The following is a 19,998-nucleotide window of genomic DNA, read 5'->3' on the forward strand; positions in this document are numbered from 1 at the left end:
TTAACTGCGCGCAGTGCCCCTTCATTGATGATATTAGCCAGATCTGCACCTGAAGCACCTGAGGTTGCTCGTGCAATAGCCTTAAAATTAATATTGTCTTCCATTTTAATCGTCTGAGCGTGAACCTTTAAAATAGCCTCGCGGCCTGCAAGATCAGGAAGCTCAACTGGGATTCGGCGGTCAAATCTGCCCGGACGAAGCAGTGCTTTATCTAAAGTTTCGGGGCGATTGGTAGCAGCGAGTATGACAACACCTTTTTTACCATCGAAACCGTCCATTTCGGTGAGTAACTGGTTTAGGGTCTGTTCACGTTCGTCGTTACCTCCGATTCCGCCGTTACCTCGTTTTTTGCCGATCGTGTCAATTTCGTCAATGAATACGATACAAGGTGCTTTTTCGTTCGCTTGCTTAAATAGATCACGCACTTTAGCGGCACCCATACCCACAAACATTTCTACAAACTCAGAGCCTGAAATCGAAAAAAAGGGAACCTTTGCTTCTCCGGCTATAGCCTTTGCCAGTAGAGTTTTACCTGTTCCGGGAGGGCCTACAAGCAATGCGCCCTTAGGCAGACTTGCGCCAATTTCAGAATACTTTTTGGGGTTGTGAAGAAAATCGACAATCTCAGCGAGTGCCTCTTTCGATTCATCCTGTCCGGCTACATTGGCAAAGGTTTTGCCTGTCTGGGCCTGAACATAGATTTTAGCATTGCTTTTACCGAAAGTCATGCCTTTCATGCCGCCCATACGTTTTTGCATCTGACTTGCTAACAGTTGCCCGATTCCGATAAAGAGAATTAGGGGCAGTATCCATGTCAAAAGGAAATTAAACAGAGGGGAATTCTCTTTCGGAATGACCTGAGAGAATTTTACGCCTGCACTGTACAGACGATTAACCAGATCCGGATCATTGATAGTTCCCGTGGAATATGTGATGCTCTGTTCAGCTTCATCTTTGGCAGTAAAAATAATCTGAGTATCCTGTATTTTTGCCTCACTTACAGCTCCACGTTCTACTTGGTTTAGAAAGGTGCTGTAGTCAACCGGCGTGACCGGTTGTTCCAATAATGTTGGAAATACAAATGCATTGAGCAGCATCAAAATCAGCATTGCGGCCACAGAATAATAAATAAAAGATTTTGTTTGCTTTTTTGTTTTATTCATAATGTTTCACTCCATTAATAATTGTTAGATACATTTTCTAATTTATTTCTGAGAATTGATAAGGCTTTCCGAAGAAAGCCTTATACAAAAGAGGAGAGGCAAAGGGCTTATTTAACTAATATATATCATTCATCTAAATAACCTATGAATTAAATGTGAATATCTTGTGAACCTCTCTGGGTGTGTAACTCAGGAGAACCTTTAAACTTTCAGTTGGTACGTTACATTTAGTTCATTTTAATCCACTGCCCAAGCTTTATTTATAACCTAAACCTTATAAACATAGCGAAATACTGGGATATTAATCATAATTGAAGAATACTACAAAAACGGATATTTGTCTAGACCAATAACACAGTCCTAATAACATGCTAAATCGATCCATCTATGATTTAAATCTTCGATAACCACTGAATTGTACATACACAAATAATAGTGCAAATCATAATCTAATCAGAGAAGTGTGAAAGGATGGTTCCAATGAATACACATCAAATGCACCATACTAATATCACAAGAACTGTTCAAGATTGTGGTACGCCAAGAAAGTTCGGATATTGTCTGACAAGGTGAAAGTCCTTGTAGGGTAAGGTTTAGCCAACCACCCTTATCAAGTGTTGCGCCGAAACGGGAAACCGCTAGGTGAAGTGTACACAGAGCACCATGTAGGCCACAGGGAGCCGTATCTCCTGAAGCATATTCAGCCCCGTTATAAACAGTCTGGAAACAGACAAAGAACAGATGACGACGTGGTCACAATCATGGAAGTCCAAGCAATGAAACCGTCTAACGGCAAGGTTTCGGAGGGTCTGTCGGGGTCTAAGAACGTGGCATGTATGGAAAGATGAACCGGGAACTTGGGAGGTGCCCTGAAGCTCCTGTTGTAAAGACAGGTAGGCCGGACAATTGAAAAAGAGGAAGGCCAATGGTATTTCAGGGATTCGGATTCATTCATAGTACTCCGAGGACGGGAAAGCCGACCACATGGGGAAGGGATGGACAAAAGTATGCAGCCTGTAAAGGAAACCAGCACCGGACATGTTGGATCGGGGAAATGCTGGCAAACCTCCCTGCGGGGAATAGCAAAGAAGGCAACAGAAAACAAAACACACCAGTTTGGAAACTTATATCAACTGCTCAACAAAGAATCACTGCGCGAGGCGTTCTACGACCTTAAGAAGAAAGCTGCAGCGGGTGTTGACAAAATAACAGCTGAGGAATACGCCAAGGAATTGGAAAGCAACCTTGGTGAACTAGAAGAGCAGTTGAAGAGTAAACAATACCGGGCGAAGTTAGTGCGCAGAGTGTACATCGACAAAGGCAACGGAAAGAAAAGACCGCTAGGGATACCAGCGGTTTCGGACAAGATCACCCAACGCGTAGCGGCGAGGATGCTAGAGGCTATATATGAGACTGAATTCAGTGCCCATAGCTATGGATATCGTCCTCATACGGGAGCCCAAAAAGCAGTAAAAGACTTAACCAAGGAACTAATCTGTGGGAAATATGGTTACGTCGTGGAAGCAGACATCCGAAGTTTTTTTGATGCTATTGATCATGATTGGCTCATCCGAATGCTAGAAGTGCGTATAGCAGATAAAGCATTTTTGAGACTGATCAAGAAATGGCTAAAAGCAGGAGTTTTGGATACCGATGGAATGGTTAAACATCCAGTAACTGGATGCCCACAAGGCGGAGTCATCAGTCCAATTCTAGCGAACATCTACCTACATTATGCACTGGATTTATGGTTTGAAAAGAGAGTACAGCAGTCTTGCGAAGGCATGACCTATATCTGCAGATATGCAGATGACTTCGTGTGCGCCTTTCAATTTAAACAAGAAGCAGTGAAATTTTACAAAGAACTAGGAGAACGCTTAGAAAAATTCGGACTGGAACTGGCGCAGGAGAAAACCAACATCATAATCTTCTCACGATTTCGCCAAGAAGATAAGACAAAGTTTGAGTTCCTGGGTTTTGAATTTCGCTGGGGAGTATCCCGCAAAGGAAAGGCCATCATCAAACGACGCACAGCACCAGGGAAATTAAGGAAATCAATAATAGCATTCACAGAATGGTGTAAAAAGATGCGAAGTAAGCGTTTGAGAAAGCTCTTTCCCAAACTTATAGCAAAACTGCGAGGATATACCAACTATTATGGGCTAATAGGGAACTTCAGAAGTTTAAGCAAGTTTTATGAACACGTAAAGAGAATTTTTTACAAATGGCTTAACCGAAGAAGTCAGCGACGTAGTTTCAATCTTGCCGAGTTTGACGCATGTTGGGAAAGATATGGAGTTCCAAAACCAAGAATTGTCGAGTCTGATCTAGTACAACTTCACTTTGATTTTTAATGCCGGAAATACGGAAGCGAGTACTTTTGAAGAGCCCGGTGCGGGAAATTCGCACGCCGGGATCTGTGCGGGGAGTGCCGGGTAACCGGTGCTTCTACCGTGACAAGTAACGTGTGAACACATGGTTACTCATCTTCTTATGGCATTCCCAAGATCTCCATTTAAGGCATAGACAATTACAACTACTGCGAGATTGTGCTGATGTCTGTACACTAACTGCCAAATACCTTGCCCGCTATAGCTCATTCAGCAAAGCACTAGCAGGCCTTTGCGCGAGTATATGTGAAGCATGTGGAAATGAATGTGCACGATTTACCGACAAGGAGTCTCAAAAATGTGCCCACATCTGTTTACACTGTGCCATGGAATGTCGAGCATTTGCAATGTAGAAAAGATAACCCGACTCTCAATGATCACTGAGAATCGGGTTACTTAAACTTCCCATACTCGTTATTAACTAAATTGTTCTGATTCCACGGAGATAGGATAAAAAACGGTTCGTTATTTTCAAATTCTGCAAGCCATCGATAGTACTTTCCATTCTCAAGTCTAGCTAAGCTCGGGGATATCCAAATGGGTATCGTTGCTCAATTCAACTATAAAAAAACGGGGAGACATTTATAAACAATGCCTCCCCGTTTTTAAGCTTTTTTGAAGGTAGTGCAACATGTTCCGTCACTGGAATTTGCTATGCCGTCACCTTGGGCGTTTACTTCAAGATTATCGGCATGGCAGTAATTACTTTTCCAGTAATGACAGGTGTCTACGCTACATTTTATTTCCATTTTAGGAGCCATAATTATGCACCTCCTCTAGTTATTATCCAAAGTTATTTTGTCCAAGATATTTGATTTTATGCAGTGTAAAGAATTATGGCTTTTTTCGATGTCTTCATGACAATGCATTCGCCTTTTTCATTAAGCTAGCCTATCTCTTTGACAATAGAGTCTATCTACGACATTCTCTCAAATTCATAAGAAATTCATAACTCATTCACAGCATAGTCTAATTGGTTGGGTATAATTTGAGATATGAAGGTTGTAAGAATAGTATTGTGTAAAATTAAAGGAGGCAAAACAAAATAATGAAAAAGACTAAATGGATTGTAGGACTCTCAATTGCAGGGATAATGGCACTTACGGGTACGGCTTTTGCCCTTACCACGGGGACTCCTGCCGTTAATACACCCCAAAATCAACTTGTAACAAGTCAACAGACTGAAACTTCAACGCCATCTTCCCAAAATACCGACTCTAATGCGGCAAATCCTACTCCGGGTTCCAATGGATACAATGGTGGATACGGAATGATGGGAGGCCAAGGAAGTAATGAATACGGTGGTGGATACGGAATGATGGGAGGCCAAGGAAGTAATGAATACGGTGGTGGATACGGAATGATGGGAGGCCAGGGAAGTAATGGGTACGGTGGTGGATATGGAATGATGGGAGGTCAGGGAAGTAATGGATACGGTGGTGGATACGGAATGATGGGAGGTCAGGGAAGTAACGGAAACGGTAGTGGATACGGTAATGATGGGAGGTCAGAGTAGTAATTAATGAATAAGTTTAACTGGGCTGAAACCAATTGAGGCAGCCCAGTTATTTTTTGCTTTTCATTGCTCTTATCGGGCTAATGCTGTGACAGAGTAAATCCCAAATTAAAAAGCAACACGCCCAGTAGTTTTACCGGTCGCAATTATTGTTAGAATTGACTTTTTTATTTTGCAAGTTCTTGTTTTTACATAATAGTAAACATATTAGAGAAAATATAATAAAAAAAAGAGAGTGGAAGACCTACAAAGACGTACCTAATGGAAGAACTGTGTGCATTGGCCCGCTTGAACGTTTTCGTGATAGGAGCGAGAGAAATCGCTCCTATTCTATTATTAGTCACCTAAGTATTACAAAAACGTTAACTTTTGTTCAAAGGATATTCAAACTAATAGCCTATTATTTAAATATGGATGGGGGGTGCTAATCTTTACAGATCGATAAAAAACAAATTAGTAAGACAAACAGTTTATGAATGGAGGCCCTACCTGCTGGAGTGAAACAAACAAACAGTTTTACAAGGAGGAATAGATTATGCCTAGTTTAGGTATTGTTGAATTAGTGGTTATCTTGGTGATTGCTCTGATTATTTTTGGACCAGGCAAATTGCCTGACGTGGGTCGTTCGGTGGGTAAAGCTCTGAGGGAATTCAAAACGGCTAAGGACAGTGTAGTCAATGCTGTAACAGTCAGTGAAATAAAAGAAGATAACAAGGAGAATGTTACCAGTGCATGAACTTTCGATTATGCAGAGTATTTTCGATATCATCATCGATAATGCTGCCAAACACCGTTTAAGAACTATTACCAAGATCAATGTTGTAGCAGGGGAGATTTCTGGCGTAGAACCTGCGGCACTGGACTTTGCCTTTGAATATTTTGCCCAAGGTTCTTTAGCGGAAGGGGCGGAGTTCACTATTACCCAGGTGCCGGTGACCGGGAGATGTATCCGTTGTGGAGAATCATTGAAAGGGATCGTGAATTTAAACTGTAAATGTAAAGAAGGACCGGAGTACGAGATGCTGACCGGCAATGAATTATTTGTAAACACAGTGACCGGAGAAAGTGAGGGATAGAATTGAGTAAAGAAGTTCAAGTAGTTTCAAATATTCTTAAAGCTAATGACCTGCTATCTGAAGAGTTAAGGAGGGAATTTAAGAGTAAAAATGTTTATGTTATTAACTTTATGGGATCACCTGGGGCAGGGAAAACATCCATTTTAGAAAACCTCATTAAGGAACTTAAAGACAAAGTTAAAATGGCAGTCATTGAAGGGGATCTCTATACCTCTAAGGATGCAGAACGCATTGAAAAGCAGGGAATACCGGTAATCCAGATTAACACCTGTGGTGGTTGTCACTTGGATAGTACCATGATAAAACAACTCCTTGGTAACTTTCCTTTGGATGGACTTGAATTGCTCATCATTGAGAACGTTGGTAACTTGGTATGCCCGGCAAGCTATGATCTGGGTGAAGAAATTAGGATGGTAGCTCTCAGTGTAACTGAAGGGGATGATAAACCTATTAAGTACCCGGCCATGTTCCAGAGGGCCAAAGTAGTGGTTATAAACAAAATAGATCTTATAGAGCAGACTAACTTTTCCATCGAACAAGCCCTAGGGGACATTAAAACTATTAATCCCGGCCTCGAAGCATTTACTCTCTCCTGTCGCACCGGTCAGGGTGTTTCGGAATTAGCTCAATATCTCTTAGAACAGATAAATAAAAAGAAAGAGCTCGCTGAAGGAACCCCTGAAGCCTTTCCTGGTATAGATAATGCTCAAGATGCATCCTAATGGGTTGGGTTCATTTGGGGTAATTACTCTATTGGGAAATATAGGAGAATAAAGAAATGCCTATAAAGGAATATCGAGCTAGAATTCATATGCTGATCAAAGGGGTAGTCCAAGGAGTGGGCTTTCGTCCCTTTGTGTATAACTTAGCGAGAACATTAGATCTAACTGGGTGGGTCAATAACTCTGCCCAGGGTGTGGAAATCGAAGCAGAAGGAAAAGAAGTATTTCTGGAAAGCTTTGCTGAACGGATCCGTTCTGAGGCCCCACCTTTAGCCGTTATTGAAGAAATCACGTTAACGAAGTTACCACCGGCCGATTATAAGGATTTTGTGATTAAGGACAGTGCGAAGGGAGAAATAAAATTCACACTTGTTTCTCCGGATGTGGCTATATGCCCAGAGTGTTTGGCTGAACTAAATGACCCTGAGAACCGGCGTTACCGCTATCCGTTGATCAATTGTACGAACTGTGGCCCTCGTTTTACCATCATTCAAGATATACCTTATGATCGTCCGTATACTACTATGGCCAACTTTCCTATGTGCCCAGATTGCCTTAAAGAATATTATGATCCTCAAAATCGCCGTTTTCACGCCCAGCCGAATGCCTGCCCAGCGTGTGGCCCGCAAGTTGTCTTGTTAGACCGTCAAGGCAAGCAGGTCGCAGCACAGGATGCGCCCGAGAAAGCAGTAGAATTGCTTAAGCAAGGGCATATTTTAGCCGTCAAAGGGTTGGGGGGTTACCACCTGGTTTGTGATGCTTTAAGCCAGACTTCCGTGCAAAGGCTGAGAAACCTGAAAAATCGGGACGCCAAACCGTTTGCTGTAATGATGCCTGATATAGAAGTGGTTAAGAAGTACTGCGATATAACAAACGAGGAAGAAATCGCTTTAATAAGCGAACGTTGCCCCATTGTTTTGCTGAGAAAAAAGGATGATTCGGCGGTAGCCTTTGATGTAGCGCCTAAGAACCGTTACTTGGGAGTGATGTTACCCTATGCGCCATTGCATCATTTGTTGTTCCAAAACGGTTCGGAAGTTTTAGTCATGACTAGCGGGAATAGTAGCGGGGAGGCCATTGAATACAAAGACAATGAAGCACTCGCCAATCTCGGTTCCATTGCTGATTACTTTTTGACCCATAACAGGGAGATTCATATCCGTACGGATGATTCAGTAGTCCGTTTTTTCAAAGGGCGACAAAGGATGCTGAGGCGTTCCCGGGGGTACGCCCCTCTGCCGGTGAAACTGCCATTTGAGATCGATAATATCTTGGCTCTAGGGGCTGAGTTGAAGAATACAGTCTGTCTAACGAAAGGAAATTCAGCATTTCTAAGTCAGCATATCGGAGATTTAGAGAATCTAAGTAATATGCTTGCTTTCGAGAAAGCCGTTGATCACCTACAAACAATATTTAACCTTACCCCGCAAGCGGTGGCTTATGATTTACACCCTGACTATTTGAGCACTAAATACGCTGAGGATATCAAGGGATTAACCAAGTTTCCTATCCAACATCACCATGCCCACATCGCTTCATGTATGGCCGAAAACGGGGTGGTGAGTGATGTCATCGGGGTTGCTTTTGATGGCAGCGGATATGGAACTGATGGCACAATTTGGGGAGGGGAGTTTTTCACCGGAAACTATCAGGGTTTTGTTCGTTGGGCGAACTTCGAGTATGTACCATTACCTGGAGGAAATGCTGCTATAAAACAACCCTGGCGCATGGCTCTTAGTTATCTGTTGACTATGTTTGACCAAAACATCACGCAAATGCCACTGCCGCCTTTTCAGGATACTGATTCGTACAAGCTGGGCATTGTTAAAAATTTAATTCTAAATGGCAGGGCTAACCTCTTGACGTCTAGTGCCGGCAGACTTTTTGATGCGGTAGCAGCCCTAGTGGGAGTGCGCCAGGAAATCAGCTATGAGGGCCAGGCAGCAATTGAATTGGAGCAACTGGCATTACCTGAACTTCACTGTGAGGGGTACAGGTTCATACTCAATAGAGCCACATGGCCTTGGACTATCCAATTTAAGCCCATGTTTGAAGAAATCATCCGTGAAATTTTGGCTAACGAAGCTATAGAGGTTATGGCTGCGCGGTTTCATCAAACTCTTGCTGATGTAATCTTGGCAACCTGTAAGCTTATCCGGAACGATACAGGAATCGACAATGTCGTCTTAAGCGGTGGGGTTTTTCAAAACTTACTGCTCATAGATAAATCTGTGAAATGCTTAGAAAAGGACGGATTCCAAGTTTATACGCACAGCAAGGTGCCTGCTAATGATGGGGGGATTTCTCTAGGACAAGCAGTCATCGCCGGGCAGGTAATAAGGAAAGGAGTGTCGTTTTAATGTGTCTAGGAGTACCGGGAGAGATCATTGAAATTAATGAAACTATTGGAACCGTAAAAATTGGGGATACGCAAATCAAAGTGGGATTAGATTTGGTTTCTCCGGTAAGAGTAGGCGACCACGTGTTGGTCCATGCCGGTTTCGCTGTTCAAGTCATTGATGCGTATGAGGCCTCGTTAACTTGGGAGCTTATTAAGGAGTTGGCAACAAATGAGCATAATTAACAAACAACAGGCTCGGGAAGTAGGAGCACAACTTGGGGAAACGTTCCGTCAGCTTAAATTGACAAGGTCTGTAGCGCTGATGGAAGTATGTGGAACCCATACCCATGCCTTATTTCGCAGTGGTATCCGGTCTCTGCTACCGCCTGAAATAAGACTCATCTCCGGACCGGGTTGCCCTGTTTGTGTAACTCCGCCGGGTTATGTCGACTTGGCTCAGGAAATAGCCAGCTACAGCGATGTAATCATTACGACCTTTGGAGATATGATGCGGGTGCCGGGGAGTAAAGGATCGTTACTTGAGTCCCAAGCCAATGGAGCGGATATCAGAATTGTGTACTCGCCCCTCGATGTCCTTGAGATAGCCAGATCAAACCCTGCCAAAAAGATAATATTTCTAGCAGTTGGTTTCGAAACGACGGTTCCTACTGTAGCGGCTACGATCGAGCGGGCAGCCACGCAAGGTCTCGCTAATTTAACATTTCTGACTGCGCATAAGGTAGTGCCGAATGCCTTAAGAGCCCTGTTGAATGATCCGGAAATATCCTTGGATGGGTTTCTTTTACCAGGTCATGTTTCTACTGTTACAGGATTTGGCCTATTTAGCTTCCTTCGAGAGGAATACCATATTCCGGCTGTCGTGGCAGGTTTCGAACCCGTCGAGATGTTAGCGGCTTTAATAAAACTTAGTACCTTGGCGGCAAATAAACAACCTTTGTTAGTTAATGTGTACGGGGGATTGGTGACTGAAGAAGGAAACATCCGGGCCCAGGCTTTGGTCGAAAAGGTATTTACTTTAGCAGACGTCACCTGGCGGGGTATAGGAACGATACCAGGGTCCGGCCTAGTACTCAAGCCGGAATACTCAAACTTTGACGCGCGCTTAGTTTTTGGCCTGGAGGAAAGCCAAAACGCCGGTCCGGCAGGTTGCCTATGCGGCGAGATTCTCAAAGGGAAGAAAATACCTCCCGATTGCTCTTTGTTTAAAACCGTTTGCAATCCGGAAAAACCTGTAGGGCCGTGCATGGTTTCCTCAGAGGGTACCTGTGGTGCGTATTATAAGTACCATAATTAAGTGGACACAGATGAGTGTTCTTGTTCTAGTAATAGTTTTTGAAGGAGGAACGTATGCAAGAAGAAAAAGTATTGCTCGGTCATGGCAACGGTGGCAAATACACCCAAAGACTCGTGAAAGAGCTTTTCCATCACTATTTTAGTAATGACTTACTCGATGAGATGAACGATGCAGCTCGGTTTTTGACACCCGGGGAGAGACTTGCGTTTACCACAGATAGTTATGTAATCTCTCCCCTGACTTTCCCTGGCGGAGACATCGGGAAACTGGCTGTTTGCGGAACAGTCAATGATTTAGCTGTGAGCGGTGCCCGACCCTTGTATTTAAGTGCAGGATTTATTATAGAAGAAGGGTTTTCGATGGCCAGCCTTAGGCAGATTGTCCAGTCTATGGCAGACACGGCTAAAGCAGCCGGTGTGCTAATTGTTACCGGCGACACGAAAGTCGTACCTAAAGGTTGTGCTGATCAGCTTTTTATCAATACGGCAGGTATTGGGGTCATACTTCCTGGGGCTGATGTGTCAGGAAGTAACGCCAGGCCAGGGGATAAGATCATCATTAATGGGACGATAGGCGACCATGGCATGACCATTATGGCCAGGCGGTCGGAACTTAATTTTGATAATCTCCGCAGTGACTGTGCTCCGCTCAACGGGTTAATCCAAGAGTTATTGTTGGAGGTACCAGGTATTAGGGTGCTTAGGGACCCTACACGGGGTGGAGTAGCGACGACTCTCAATGAAATTGCCGTGCAGAGCGGTGTGGGTATTGGTTTAGATGAGGATTCCCTGCCCGTTCAGGGAAATGTGAAGTCAGCCTGTGATATCTTAGGATTAGACCCTCTATATCTGGCAAACGAAGGTAAGTTTCTGGCCGTGGTGCCGCAACCGCAGGTTGAGGCAGCTATGAATGTCCTTCGAAAACACCCGCTGGGACAGGATGCTGCGGTAATCGGTGAAGTGGTCAATGGCCCTGTCGGTAAAGTGTACCTTAAGACAGGCATTGGTGGTAAGAGGATTGTTGATGTCCTTGTAGCTGATCAACTGCCGCGTATCTGTTAGAAACAAGCTTGAATCATGTTTACGTAATAACCTTATATCCGACAAAGCAAGGATATAAGGTTATTTGTCTTTGAACCTAATCCAAGTAATGTAGAAAAGGAAACGGACTTAAAAAGCGTCAAGGAGAATGTTACAAAAACGTTAAATTTAATTCAAGGGTTCTTCAAATTGGTCATTTATAATTCAAGTATCGAGAAAATCCTAAGGTTACCATCCTCGGCATAGAACCACAGGAGATTCGGTAAATACATTATAAATTTTCCTCGAAAAGGAGGGGCATATGGATAAGCAGATGACAGTGACAGATCATTTGGGGGAGCTCAGATACCGTCTCATTATTTCATCTGTGGCGCTGCTCGCCGGCGCCACCGTGATTTATCTAAATATGGATAAAGTTATCATGTGGCTTACGGCTCCTTTAAGTGGAAAGCAACTGTACTTTATCGGTCCTGCTGATGGGTTTTTTACAACGATTCAAATAGCAGTCGTAGGGGGGATTATGGTTAGCCTGCCGGTGCTTATTTACCAAGCCATTGCGTTTATTATGCCAGGCTGTACTCGACAAGAACGGAAGACGATTTTCTCTGCCATTCCACCGGCATTGATCCTTTTTGCTTTGGGAGCAGGTTTTGGTAATCAAGTGATTTTCCCTTTAGTACTACGATTTTTTATGGGGGTTGGAGAGGGTTACCTTAACCCTATGCTTCTGGGTGGTAAATATTTTTCTTTCCTATTATTATTAACATTTGGTATGGGTGTTTTTTTTGAAATTCCCATCGTAATGATAGCCCTCAGCCGGCTGGGCTTAGTAAAATCAAGAAAGCTTAGAAATACGCGACTATATGGCTACATTGGAGTCCTTCTCCTCATAGGTCTGATCGTACCTACCCCAGACGTTTTAACTCTAGTGGCCATCTCTGCCCCAGTACTTCTTCTCTACGAATCGAGCATCTGGGTTATTTATTTTATGGAAAAAAACAAGATGAAGAAAGAAAATGTTAACTATGCATGAGACAAAATAATTCACAGGAAGTGATGAGCATAATGGGAGGGCGCAAAATGAAAAATAAAGGTGGACATTTATCACATGGCATCTTAATGTTACTATGCTGTTTGGTACCGATTGTTCTGCTAGCAGTACTGTCATCGTTAAACTTGCAAAGTTCAGGTGTAAAAAATGGATTATGGGTGTTATTAATATTGGCTTGTCCATTGGGACATTTAGTAATGATGAAATTCATGTCTCATAATCATAAACATCAAGATGTAGCAGATGGGGAAAATTGTAAACAAGAATAAACTGGGCATACAATGACCTAATATCCTGAAAACAAGGATATTAGGTCATTTGTTTTTGTACCTAGATCCAAGGAAATATAGAAAAAAGCAACTAATAATTATGGCAAAGCAGCAAGGAATGAAGTTTCAGGAAACGGGCTTTCAAAGTCCGTTTTGAAGAGAATATTACAAAAGCGTTATTTTTAATTCAAGAGTTCTTCAAATTAATTATTTATAATTCAAGTATCGATTCAAGGGCCTAGCCCCATATCATCAAGCAGTTTGGTTAGGTATTGGATCAAGTAATTTTTCGGGAGGTGTTTCGGTAATGTCTAATTCTACATGCACGTGTTGTCTGGAAGACGACCAGGAGAAGTACCAACGGATCGCGGAAATCATCGAAGAGTACAAAGCTCATGAAGGTAGTCTAATCCAGATTCTGCACATAGCCCAGGGAATTTTCGGGTATCTGCCACTTGAGCTGCAACAATTCATAGCTGAAAAAATGGAGTTGCCGTTGTCTGAGGTTTATGGGGTAGTCACGTTTTATTCCTACTTTGCTTTACGTCCTCGAGGAAAGTACACGATCAGGGTCTGTATGGGAACTGCCTGTTATGTACGTGGTGCTAAAAAGATCGTCGATGAGTTAAAGAAAAAGTTAGACATTAAAGTGGGAGAGACAACGGAAGAAGGTCTCTTTACCCTGGAAGTAGCGCGTTGTATTGGTGCTTGTGGTCTTGCTCCAGTAATGACGGTTAATGACACAGTTTATCAGAGGGTGAATCCTGAAGAGTTGGATACCATTCTTGGTGAATACACGAATAAGTAAGGGGTGAATTGTCGTGCAAGTCGCATTTTCCTATATCAATACTAAAGAAGATCTTGTGAAAGTTCGGTCAAGTTACAATGAAGCTATCAGCAAATACAACTATACTGTTTTGGTTTGTTCCGGCGCAGGTTGTATCTCTACTAACTGTCATGCAGTTAAGGATGCTTTGCTCAATTCCCTCAAGGCGCACGGTTTAGAACAGGATGTCGTCGTATTTGAAACGGGATGTATCGGTTCATGCGATATTGGGCCGGTGATGGTAGTTTCGCCGGGCGAAACCTTTTATACCAGGCTAAAGCCTGCTGATATTCCGGGGATCGTCCAGTCTCATCTTATCGACGGCAAAATAGTAGAGAATAAAGTCTTTTTCGACCGTCAACTTATGAAACGGGTACCCTGTCTGAAGGATATTGACTTTTTTAAAGCCCAGGTAAAAATAGCCCTGCGAAACTGCGGAGCAATTGATCACTCTTCTCTTCCGGCCTATATATCAAGAGACGGCTATCTGGCTTTTGCAAAAGCGGTTGTCGAGATGACTCCGGAAAGTCTGATTGACGAAATCAAAAAATCAGGCCTGCGCGGACGTGGTGGCGGAGGTTTTCCCACAGGAGTGAAGTGGGAAGCTGGATTAAAAGCCGCTGGTAGTGTTAAATACATCGTCTGCAATGCTGATGAAGGTGATCCTGGTGCTTTTATGGATCGCAGCATTCTGGAAGGAGATCCCCACAGCATCATAGAGGGAATGATGATTGGCGGATATGCCATTGGTGCCCACAAAGGCTATGTTTATGTCCGAGCTGAATACCCACTGGCCGTGGAACGTTTGGAACACGCGATTGACCAAGCCCGGGTAGCCGGATTGTTAGGGGAGAATATCTTGGGAAGCGCATTCTCATTTGATATAGAAATTCGCATTGGTGCCGGTGCTTTTGTCTGCGGGGAAGAAACGGCGTTAATGCATTCGATAGAAGGAAAACGCGGCGAACCAAGGCAAAAACCACCGTACCCCTGCCAAAGCGGGTTATTTGCCAAGCCAACAATTATTAATAATGTCGAAACATATGCCAATATAGCTCCCATTGTCTTAAACGGTTGTGAGTGGTTTACACAGTATGGGACTGCCAGTAGCAAGGGGACTAAGGTATTTGCCCTTGCCGGTAATGTAGTCAATACCGGATTGGTTGAAGTTCCCATGGGAATGAGCTTAGGTGACATTCTCTTCAAAATCGGCGGCGGTATTCCTAAAAAGAAAGAGTTTAAAGCTGCCCAAACAGGAGGTCCTTCTGGCGGCTGTATAACTAAGGAATATCTTGACACTCCTGTTGATTACGATTCGTTAATCAAACTCGGAGCCATTATGGGCTCAGGCGGACTTATCGTTATGGATGAAGATGCCTGTATGGTGGACGTGGCCCGTTTCTTTATGGAATTTGTGCAAGATGAGTCTTGCGGTAAGTGTGTTCCCTGCCGGACTGGTACTAAGCGTATGCTGGAAATACTTGAACGGATCATGCGAGGTGAAGGCCGCGAAGGAGACATCGAACTGTTAGAGGAATTAGGAGAAAACATCAGGGAGACAGCCATCTGCGGTTTAGGACAAACAGCACCCAACCCTGTTCTGAGTACGATTAAGTATTTCCGCCATGAGTATGAGGAACACATTCAGGATAAGAGTTGCCAAGCATGTCGAAATGCGCAAAAAAAACTCGTCCCGAAAAGTTCTCCGGCCTAAGCGTCTAGCCGTTGCTGTAACGCTTGGAACCCGGTTCGGAAATATGATGGGTATTCCGGGTGAAGACCCGAACGAGATGCTGGAATTTACAAAAAGTCAATACTTGAATTAAGTGCTCGATTTATGACAGGAGGGCAAACAATGATAAATCTAACTATAAATAATAAAAGGATAACTGTTAAGGAAGGAACTACAATTCTGGAAGCAGCCAAGCTGAATAATATCTTAATTCCTAGCTTGTGCTATCTGGAAGGGGTTCATAAATATGGTTCCTGCCGGATATGTGCGGTGGAAGTGGAAGGTGCTAGAAATTTACAAGCTTCCTGCATAACCGCAGTTAGAGAGGACATGGTTGTTCACACTAAAACGGAGCGGGTACAAAAAGCCCGGAAGCTCCTTTATGAGTTAATGCTTTCTGACCATCCGAAAGATTGTTTGAACTGTGAGCGGAACCAGTCATGTGAACTGCAAAAACTAGGGGAATTAATTCAAGTTAAAGAAGTGCGGTTTAACGGGCAACAGTCCAAAGGTGTCCTCGATGATTTATCTCCTTCCATCATGCGGGATACCTCGAAATGCATTTTATGCCGCCGATGCATAACCGTTTGTAATGAAATTCAGGGTGTTGGTGTGCTAAATGCTCAGCAGCGGGGCTTTAAAACAATGATCGGACCAGCAGCGGCTCTGCAACTGAATTCAGTAAACTGTGCCTTTTGTGGTCAGTGTACGGTTGTTTGTCCTGTAGGCGCTTTGCAGGAGAAGGACGCGATTACCAAGGTCTGGAACGCCCTGCATGACACCAAGAAACGGGTTATTGTCCAGACAGCTCCGGCGATTCGGGCTGCTCTGGGGGAAGAATTCAGTTATGAACCGGGGACTCTGGTAACGGGAAAAATGGTTACCGCCTTGCGAGAGATGGGTTTTGATGATGTATTTGATACCAATTTTGCGGCGGATTTGACGATCTTGGAGGAAGGCAACGAATTTTTGCAGCGTATCCAGCAAGTATTTAACGGCAGCAGTGCCGTCTTACCGATGATTACCAGTTGTAGTCCAGGATGGGTGAAGTTTGTCGAGCACGCATTCCCGGCTGAACTTGACCACCTTTCTACTTGTAAGTCGCCGCATATGATGCTCGGAGCATTGGCAAAGAGCTATTATGCTGAGAAGGTCGGGATACGTCCGGAAGATATTTTTGTCGTCTCGATCATGCCCTGTACCGCTAAAAAGTTTGAGGTAACCCGGCCGGAACTGACCAATGGTGGCCAGGCCAATGTCGATGCTGTTCTAACGACTCGGGAATTGGCAAGGATGATTAAAGAGGCCGGGATTGATTTTCGGGCCTTGGCGGAATCCGACTTCGACAATCCGCTGGGTCTATCGACCGGTGCAGCAGATATTTTCGGTGTTACTGGCGGAGTTATGGAAGCCGCCCTACGCTCAGTTTATGAAATTATAACCGGACGGGAACTTCCGTTTGACGGGCTTCATGTCCATCCGATCGTCGGTTTGGAGAGAATTAAGACAGCTGATCTGGTAATTGAAAATCCGTTGCCTGAGTATAAGTTCCTGGGCGGTGTGACGGTTAAGGTTGCTGTAACCAGCGGGCTTAAGGGTGCTAAAATCTTAATGGAGCAGATCGCTCAAGGAGAGTCGCCTTATCACTTTATTGAAGTTATGGGTTGTCCCGGCGGCTGTATTAGTGGCGGAGGTCAACCGAGACCGACCACAGCCGAAATTCGCAGGAAACGTTTAGCGGCAATTTATCAGGAAGACGAGGGTAAACAGCTCCGAAAATCTCATGAGAATCCTTTGATTCAGTCTTTATATGCAGAATTTCTTGGACACCCCTTGGGACACAAATCACATGAGTTATTGCATACTCACTACACGGATAGAGGTATATATAACGAACATTTGCCCACAAAAAGGGATTGTCTGGGATAACGCGGTGGAATTTGTCTGTAAGAATGCAGACTGCCAGCTAAGGAAGGTGAAAAGGATGACTTTATCAAGAAGAGAAGCATTTAATCGGGAATGGCAAGCAGCTGACTTCATCTATGATCAGGAGATTAAGGATTTACTGCAACAAGGGAAACAGGCGACGACTGCTCAAGTTCGAATGATAATTGCCAAAGCTCGCGCAGCGAAAGGTTTGACTCCACTCGAAGTTGCTGTCTTACTGGAAAACGAAGATGCAGAACTAACAGGCCTGATGTACGAAGTAGCTGCGGAAATCAAGCAAAGAATCTACGGAAAACGGATTGTTCTGTTTGCACCTCTCTATCTAAGCGATCATTGTATCAATAGCTGTGTATATTGCGGCTATAAACGGGATAACAAGTTCATCAGGCAAAAGCTTACTATGGAACAAATAAAAGGAGAGGTAAAGGTTTTAGAGGGCATGGGTCACAAACGGCTTGCTTTGGAAGCCGGTGAACACCCGGAGGAATGTCCTATTGAATACGTAGTGGACTGCTTAAAGACCATTTACGACATCAAATTCGCCAACGGCAGTATCCGGCGTTGTAATGTCAATATTGCCGCCACTACTGTTGAAGAATACAGATTGTTGAAAGATGCTGGTATTGGCACCTATATTTTGTTTCAGGAAACCTACCACTGGGAAACCTACCAGAAGATGCATCCCGCTGGCCCCAAAGCAGATTATGATTGGCATACGACAGCTCATGACCGGGCGATGACCGCCGGGATTGATGATGTAGGTTTTGGGGTCTTATTTGGGCTCTATGACTATAAATTCGAAGTCTTAGGCTTGATGATGCATGCTTTACATCTGGAACAACGCTTTGGCGTGGGGCCGCACACAATCTCTGTACCGCGCTTGCGCCCAGCCCGGGGGGTAGATTATGAAACTTTCCCTTACCTTGTCAGTGATGAGGAATTCATGAGGTTGGTGGCCATCATCCGTTTAGCAGTGCCCTATACCGGTATGATTGCTTCCACACGGGAGAGACCGGAACTGCGGGACAGATTGCTGAGTATTGGCATTTCCCAAATTTCCGCTGGTTCGTGTACCGGTGTCGGCGGATACATTAAAGAAGCGGAAAAACAGGACAAGACAACAACTGACCATCCTGCCGTTACCAACCAGGAGAAATCTCCCCAATTTGAAGTCGAAGACCATCGGAGTCCGGATGAAGTATTGTATAGTGTCTGTAACTCGGGTTGGTTACCAAGTTATTGTACGGCTTGTTACCGTCAGGGACGAACTGGGGACAGGTTTATGGCACTGGCCAAATCCGGCGAGATCCAAAATGTCTGTCAGCCTAACGCTATTCTCACCTTTAAGGAATATCTGTTGGATTATGCTTCACCGGAGACTCAGAAAGTGGGCGAAGAGACAATCCTGAAACATTTACAGGAAATAAAGAGTGAGAAGATCCGGAATTACACAGAAGAGGCTCTCAAAAGGTTGGAACTGGGGGAACGGGACATTTATCTATGATTACAAAGAAAAAATTCTTCCAAAAAGATGGTGGTAGGGATGTTAGAACTGATCGCAAAGGCTTTTAATACCAATAAATTAACAAAAGAAGAGATTATTTATCTTTTGCAAAACCTTAAAGATGAGGATCGGCAAACTCTTTTTGGCTATGCATTAGAGACTAAAAAAAAGCATTACGGTGACGAGGTGTACCTGCGGGGACTGATTGAGTTCTCTAATCACTGCCGACAGGACTGTCTCTATTGTGGGATTCGGGCATCTAACCCTATGCTTTCGCGTTACCGCTTAACCCCAGAGGAGATCCAGGTCTGCTGTCAGGAAGGTTATAATTTGGGATACCGGACGTTTGTCCTGCAAAGCGGCGAAGATCTATGGTACACCAAAGACATTATTGTCAAGATCATCAGACGTATTAAAGATAAGTTTCCGGGCGTAGCTATTACCTTGTCCATTGGGGAGAGAAAAAGAGACGAATATGAAGCGTACTTTCGAGCAGGAGCGGACCGTTTTTTGATGCGGCATGAAACCGCTTCCGAACGGTTGTATGCTAAACTACACCCTACTATGAAGTTGGAGAACCGTTTGGCCTGCCTACAGGCCCTAAAGGAAATAGGGTATCAGGTGGGAGCCGGGTTTATGGTCGGGTTACCGGGACAAAGTCATATCGATCTTGCCGAAGATTTATGTTATCTCCAAGAGCTGGAACCGGATATGGTGGGAATTGGACCTTTCATTCCCCACTCTGAAACCCCCTTGAAGGGGGAAAAGGGAGGCACAGTTGAAGATACCCTGGTAATGGTTGCTTTAACCCGTTTGTTGCTTCCGGAGTCTCTATTGCCCGCTGCGACAGCCATGGGCACCCTGCACCCGCAAGGTCGGGAGCTTGCCCTCCAAGCAGGGGCTAACGTTGTGATGCCGCTTTTAACGCCCTCCTCCGTGAGGAAACTTTATGAACTATATCAAAATAAGATTTGTCTGAATGATGAGTCGGGTAAGTGCCGGTATTGTATTGAACGGAGGATTAATTCCGTTGGCATGGCAGCAGACCTCAGCCGGGGTGACAGCAGTCGGTTTATCCGAACCCATGAATTAAAACAAAAACGAAT

Annotated in this window: 18 protein-coding genes; 16 read left to right on the forward strand and 2 right to left on the reverse strand. The window is 44.2% G+C overall.

The features are described 5' to 3' along the window. Positions 1-1,163: ATP-dependent metallopeptidase FtsH/Yme1/Tma family protein (locus JL57_RS21215; RefSeq protein ID WP_034143940.1), on the reverse strand; the 1,163-nt coding region annotated here is incomplete at its 3' end. A gap of 1,007 nt (positions 1,164-2,170) precedes the next feature. Here JL57_RS21215 and ltrA point away from each other — a divergent pair. Next, on the forward strand, positions 2,171-3,517 hold the full coding sequence (gene ltrA / locus JL57_RS21220; RefSeq protein WP_034143953.1) for a group II intron reverse transcriptase/maturase: 1,347 nt from the start codon (positions 2,171-2,173) through the stop codon (positions 3,515-3,517). 641 nt (positions 3,518-4,158) lie between these two features. Here the strand turns inward: ltrA and JL57_RS35140 are convergent. Then, entirely contained in the window at positions 4,159-4,314 is a 156-nt protein-coding gene (locus JL57_RS35140; protein WP_366557066.1) for a DUF1540 domain-containing protein, read from the reverse strand. A gap of 287 nt (positions 4,315-4,601) precedes the next feature. Between JL57_RS35140 and JL57_RS21225 the strand changes: the two genes are divergently transcribed. From JL57_RS21225 to hydE, 15 genes are all read left to right on the forward strand, one after another. Continuing rightward, positions 4,602-5,069 carry a hypothetical protein gene (locus JL57_RS21225; protein ID WP_045691132.1) on the forward strand — a complete coding sequence of 156 codons (468 nt, stop codon included), beginning with the start codon at positions 4,602-4,604 and terminating at the stop codon, positions 5,067-5,069. Between the two features lie 535 nt (positions 5,070-5,604). Next, positions 5,605-5,805, forward strand: coding sequence for a twin-arginine translocase TatA/TatE family subunit (locus JL57_RS21230; protein WP_034143941.1), 201 nt, complete (start codon positions 5,605-5,607; stop codon positions 5,803-5,805). Further along, positions 5,798-6,145 carry a hydrogenase maturation nickel metallochaperone HypA gene (locus tag JL57_RS21235; RefSeq protein ID WP_034143942.1) on the forward strand — a complete coding sequence of 116 codons (348 nt, stop codon included), beginning with the start codon at positions 5,798-5,800 and terminating at the stop codon, positions 6,143-6,145. The genes JL57_RS21230 and JL57_RS21235 overlap by 8 nt, the downstream gene beginning before the upstream one ends. Positions 6,146-6,147: 2 nt before the next feature. Further along, a complete protein-coding gene (gene hypB, locus JL57_RS21240) occupies positions 6,148-6,867 on the forward strand; it encodes a hydrogenase nickel incorporation protein HypB (protein ID WP_045691131.1) in 720 nt (239 codons plus the stop codon). A gap of 56 nt (positions 6,868-6,923) precedes the next feature. Beyond that, positions 6,924-9,227: a carbamoyltransferase HypF gene (gene hypF, locus JL57_RS21245; RefSeq protein WP_034143943.1), complete on the forward strand. Its 2,304-nt coding sequence runs from the start codon at positions 6,924-6,926 to the stop codon at positions 9,225-9,227. Next, entirely contained in the window at positions 9,227-9,451 is a 225-nt protein-coding gene (locus tag JL57_RS21250; protein WP_034143944.1) for a HypC/HybG/HupF family hydrogenase formation chaperone, read from the forward strand. Before hypF ends, JL57_RS21250 begins: the two co-directional genes overlap by 1 nt. Beyond that, on the forward strand, positions 9,438-10,523 hold the full coding sequence (gene hypD, locus JL57_RS21255) for a hydrogenase formation protein HypD (protein WP_034143945.1): 1,086 nt from the start codon (positions 9,438-9,440) through the stop codon (positions 10,521-10,523). Before JL57_RS21250 ends, hypD begins: the two co-directional genes overlap by 14 nt. A 53-nt stretch (positions 10,524-10,576) precedes the next feature. After that, complete coding sequence (gene hypE, locus JL57_RS21260; protein ID WP_034143946.1) at positions 10,577-11,584, forward strand: hydrogenase expression/formation protein HypE; 1,008 nt, start codon at positions 10,577-10,579, stop codon at positions 11,582-11,584. Between the two features lie 280 nt (positions 11,585-11,864). After that, entirely contained in the window at positions 11,865-12,596 is a 732-nt protein-coding gene (gene tatC / locus JL57_RS21265; protein ID WP_034143947.1) for a twin-arginine translocase subunit TatC, read from the forward strand. A gap of 47 nt (positions 12,597-12,643) precedes the next feature. Further along, the gene (locus JL57_RS21270) at positions 12,644-12,883 is read left to right on the forward strand and encodes a DUF2933 domain-containing protein (RefSeq protein ID WP_034143948.1); all 240 of its coding nucleotides are present in this window, start codon (positions 12,644-12,646) and stop codon (positions 12,881-12,883) included. Between the two features lie 307 nt (positions 12,884-13,190). Then, a complete protein-coding gene (gene nuoE / locus JL57_RS21275; protein WP_034143949.1) occupies positions 13,191-13,691 on the forward strand; it encodes an NADH-quinone oxidoreductase subunit NuoE in 501 nt (166 codons plus the stop codon). Positions 13,692-13,746: 55 nt separating this feature from the next. Then, positions 13,747-15,423: an NADH-quinone oxidoreductase subunit NuoF gene (gene nuoF, locus JL57_RS21280; RefSeq protein WP_366557067.1), complete on the forward strand. Its 1,677-nt coding sequence runs from the start codon at positions 13,747-13,749 to the stop codon at positions 15,421-15,423. 141 nt (positions 15,424-15,564) lie between these two features. Continuing rightward, positions 15,565-17,370 carry an NADH-dependent [FeFe] hydrogenase, group A6 gene (locus JL57_RS21285; protein WP_034143950.1) on the forward strand — a complete coding sequence of 602 codons (1,806 nt, stop codon included), beginning with the start codon at positions 15,565-15,567 and terminating at the stop codon, positions 17,368-17,370. A gap of 55 nt (positions 17,371-17,425) precedes the next feature. Beyond that, positions 17,426-18,892: a [FeFe] hydrogenase H-cluster radical SAM maturase HydG gene (gene hydG / locus JL57_RS21290; RefSeq protein ID WP_034143951.1), complete on the forward strand. Its 1,467-nt coding sequence runs from the start codon at positions 17,426-17,428 to the stop codon at positions 18,890-18,892. Positions 18,893-18,931: 39 nt separating this feature from the next. Beyond that, positions 18,932-19,998: [FeFe] hydrogenase H-cluster radical SAM maturase HydE (gene hydE / locus JL57_RS21295; protein WP_034143952.1), on the forward strand; the 1,067-nt coding region annotated here is incomplete at its 3' end.

Source organism: Desulfosporosinus sp. BICA1-9 (assembly GCF_000802135.1).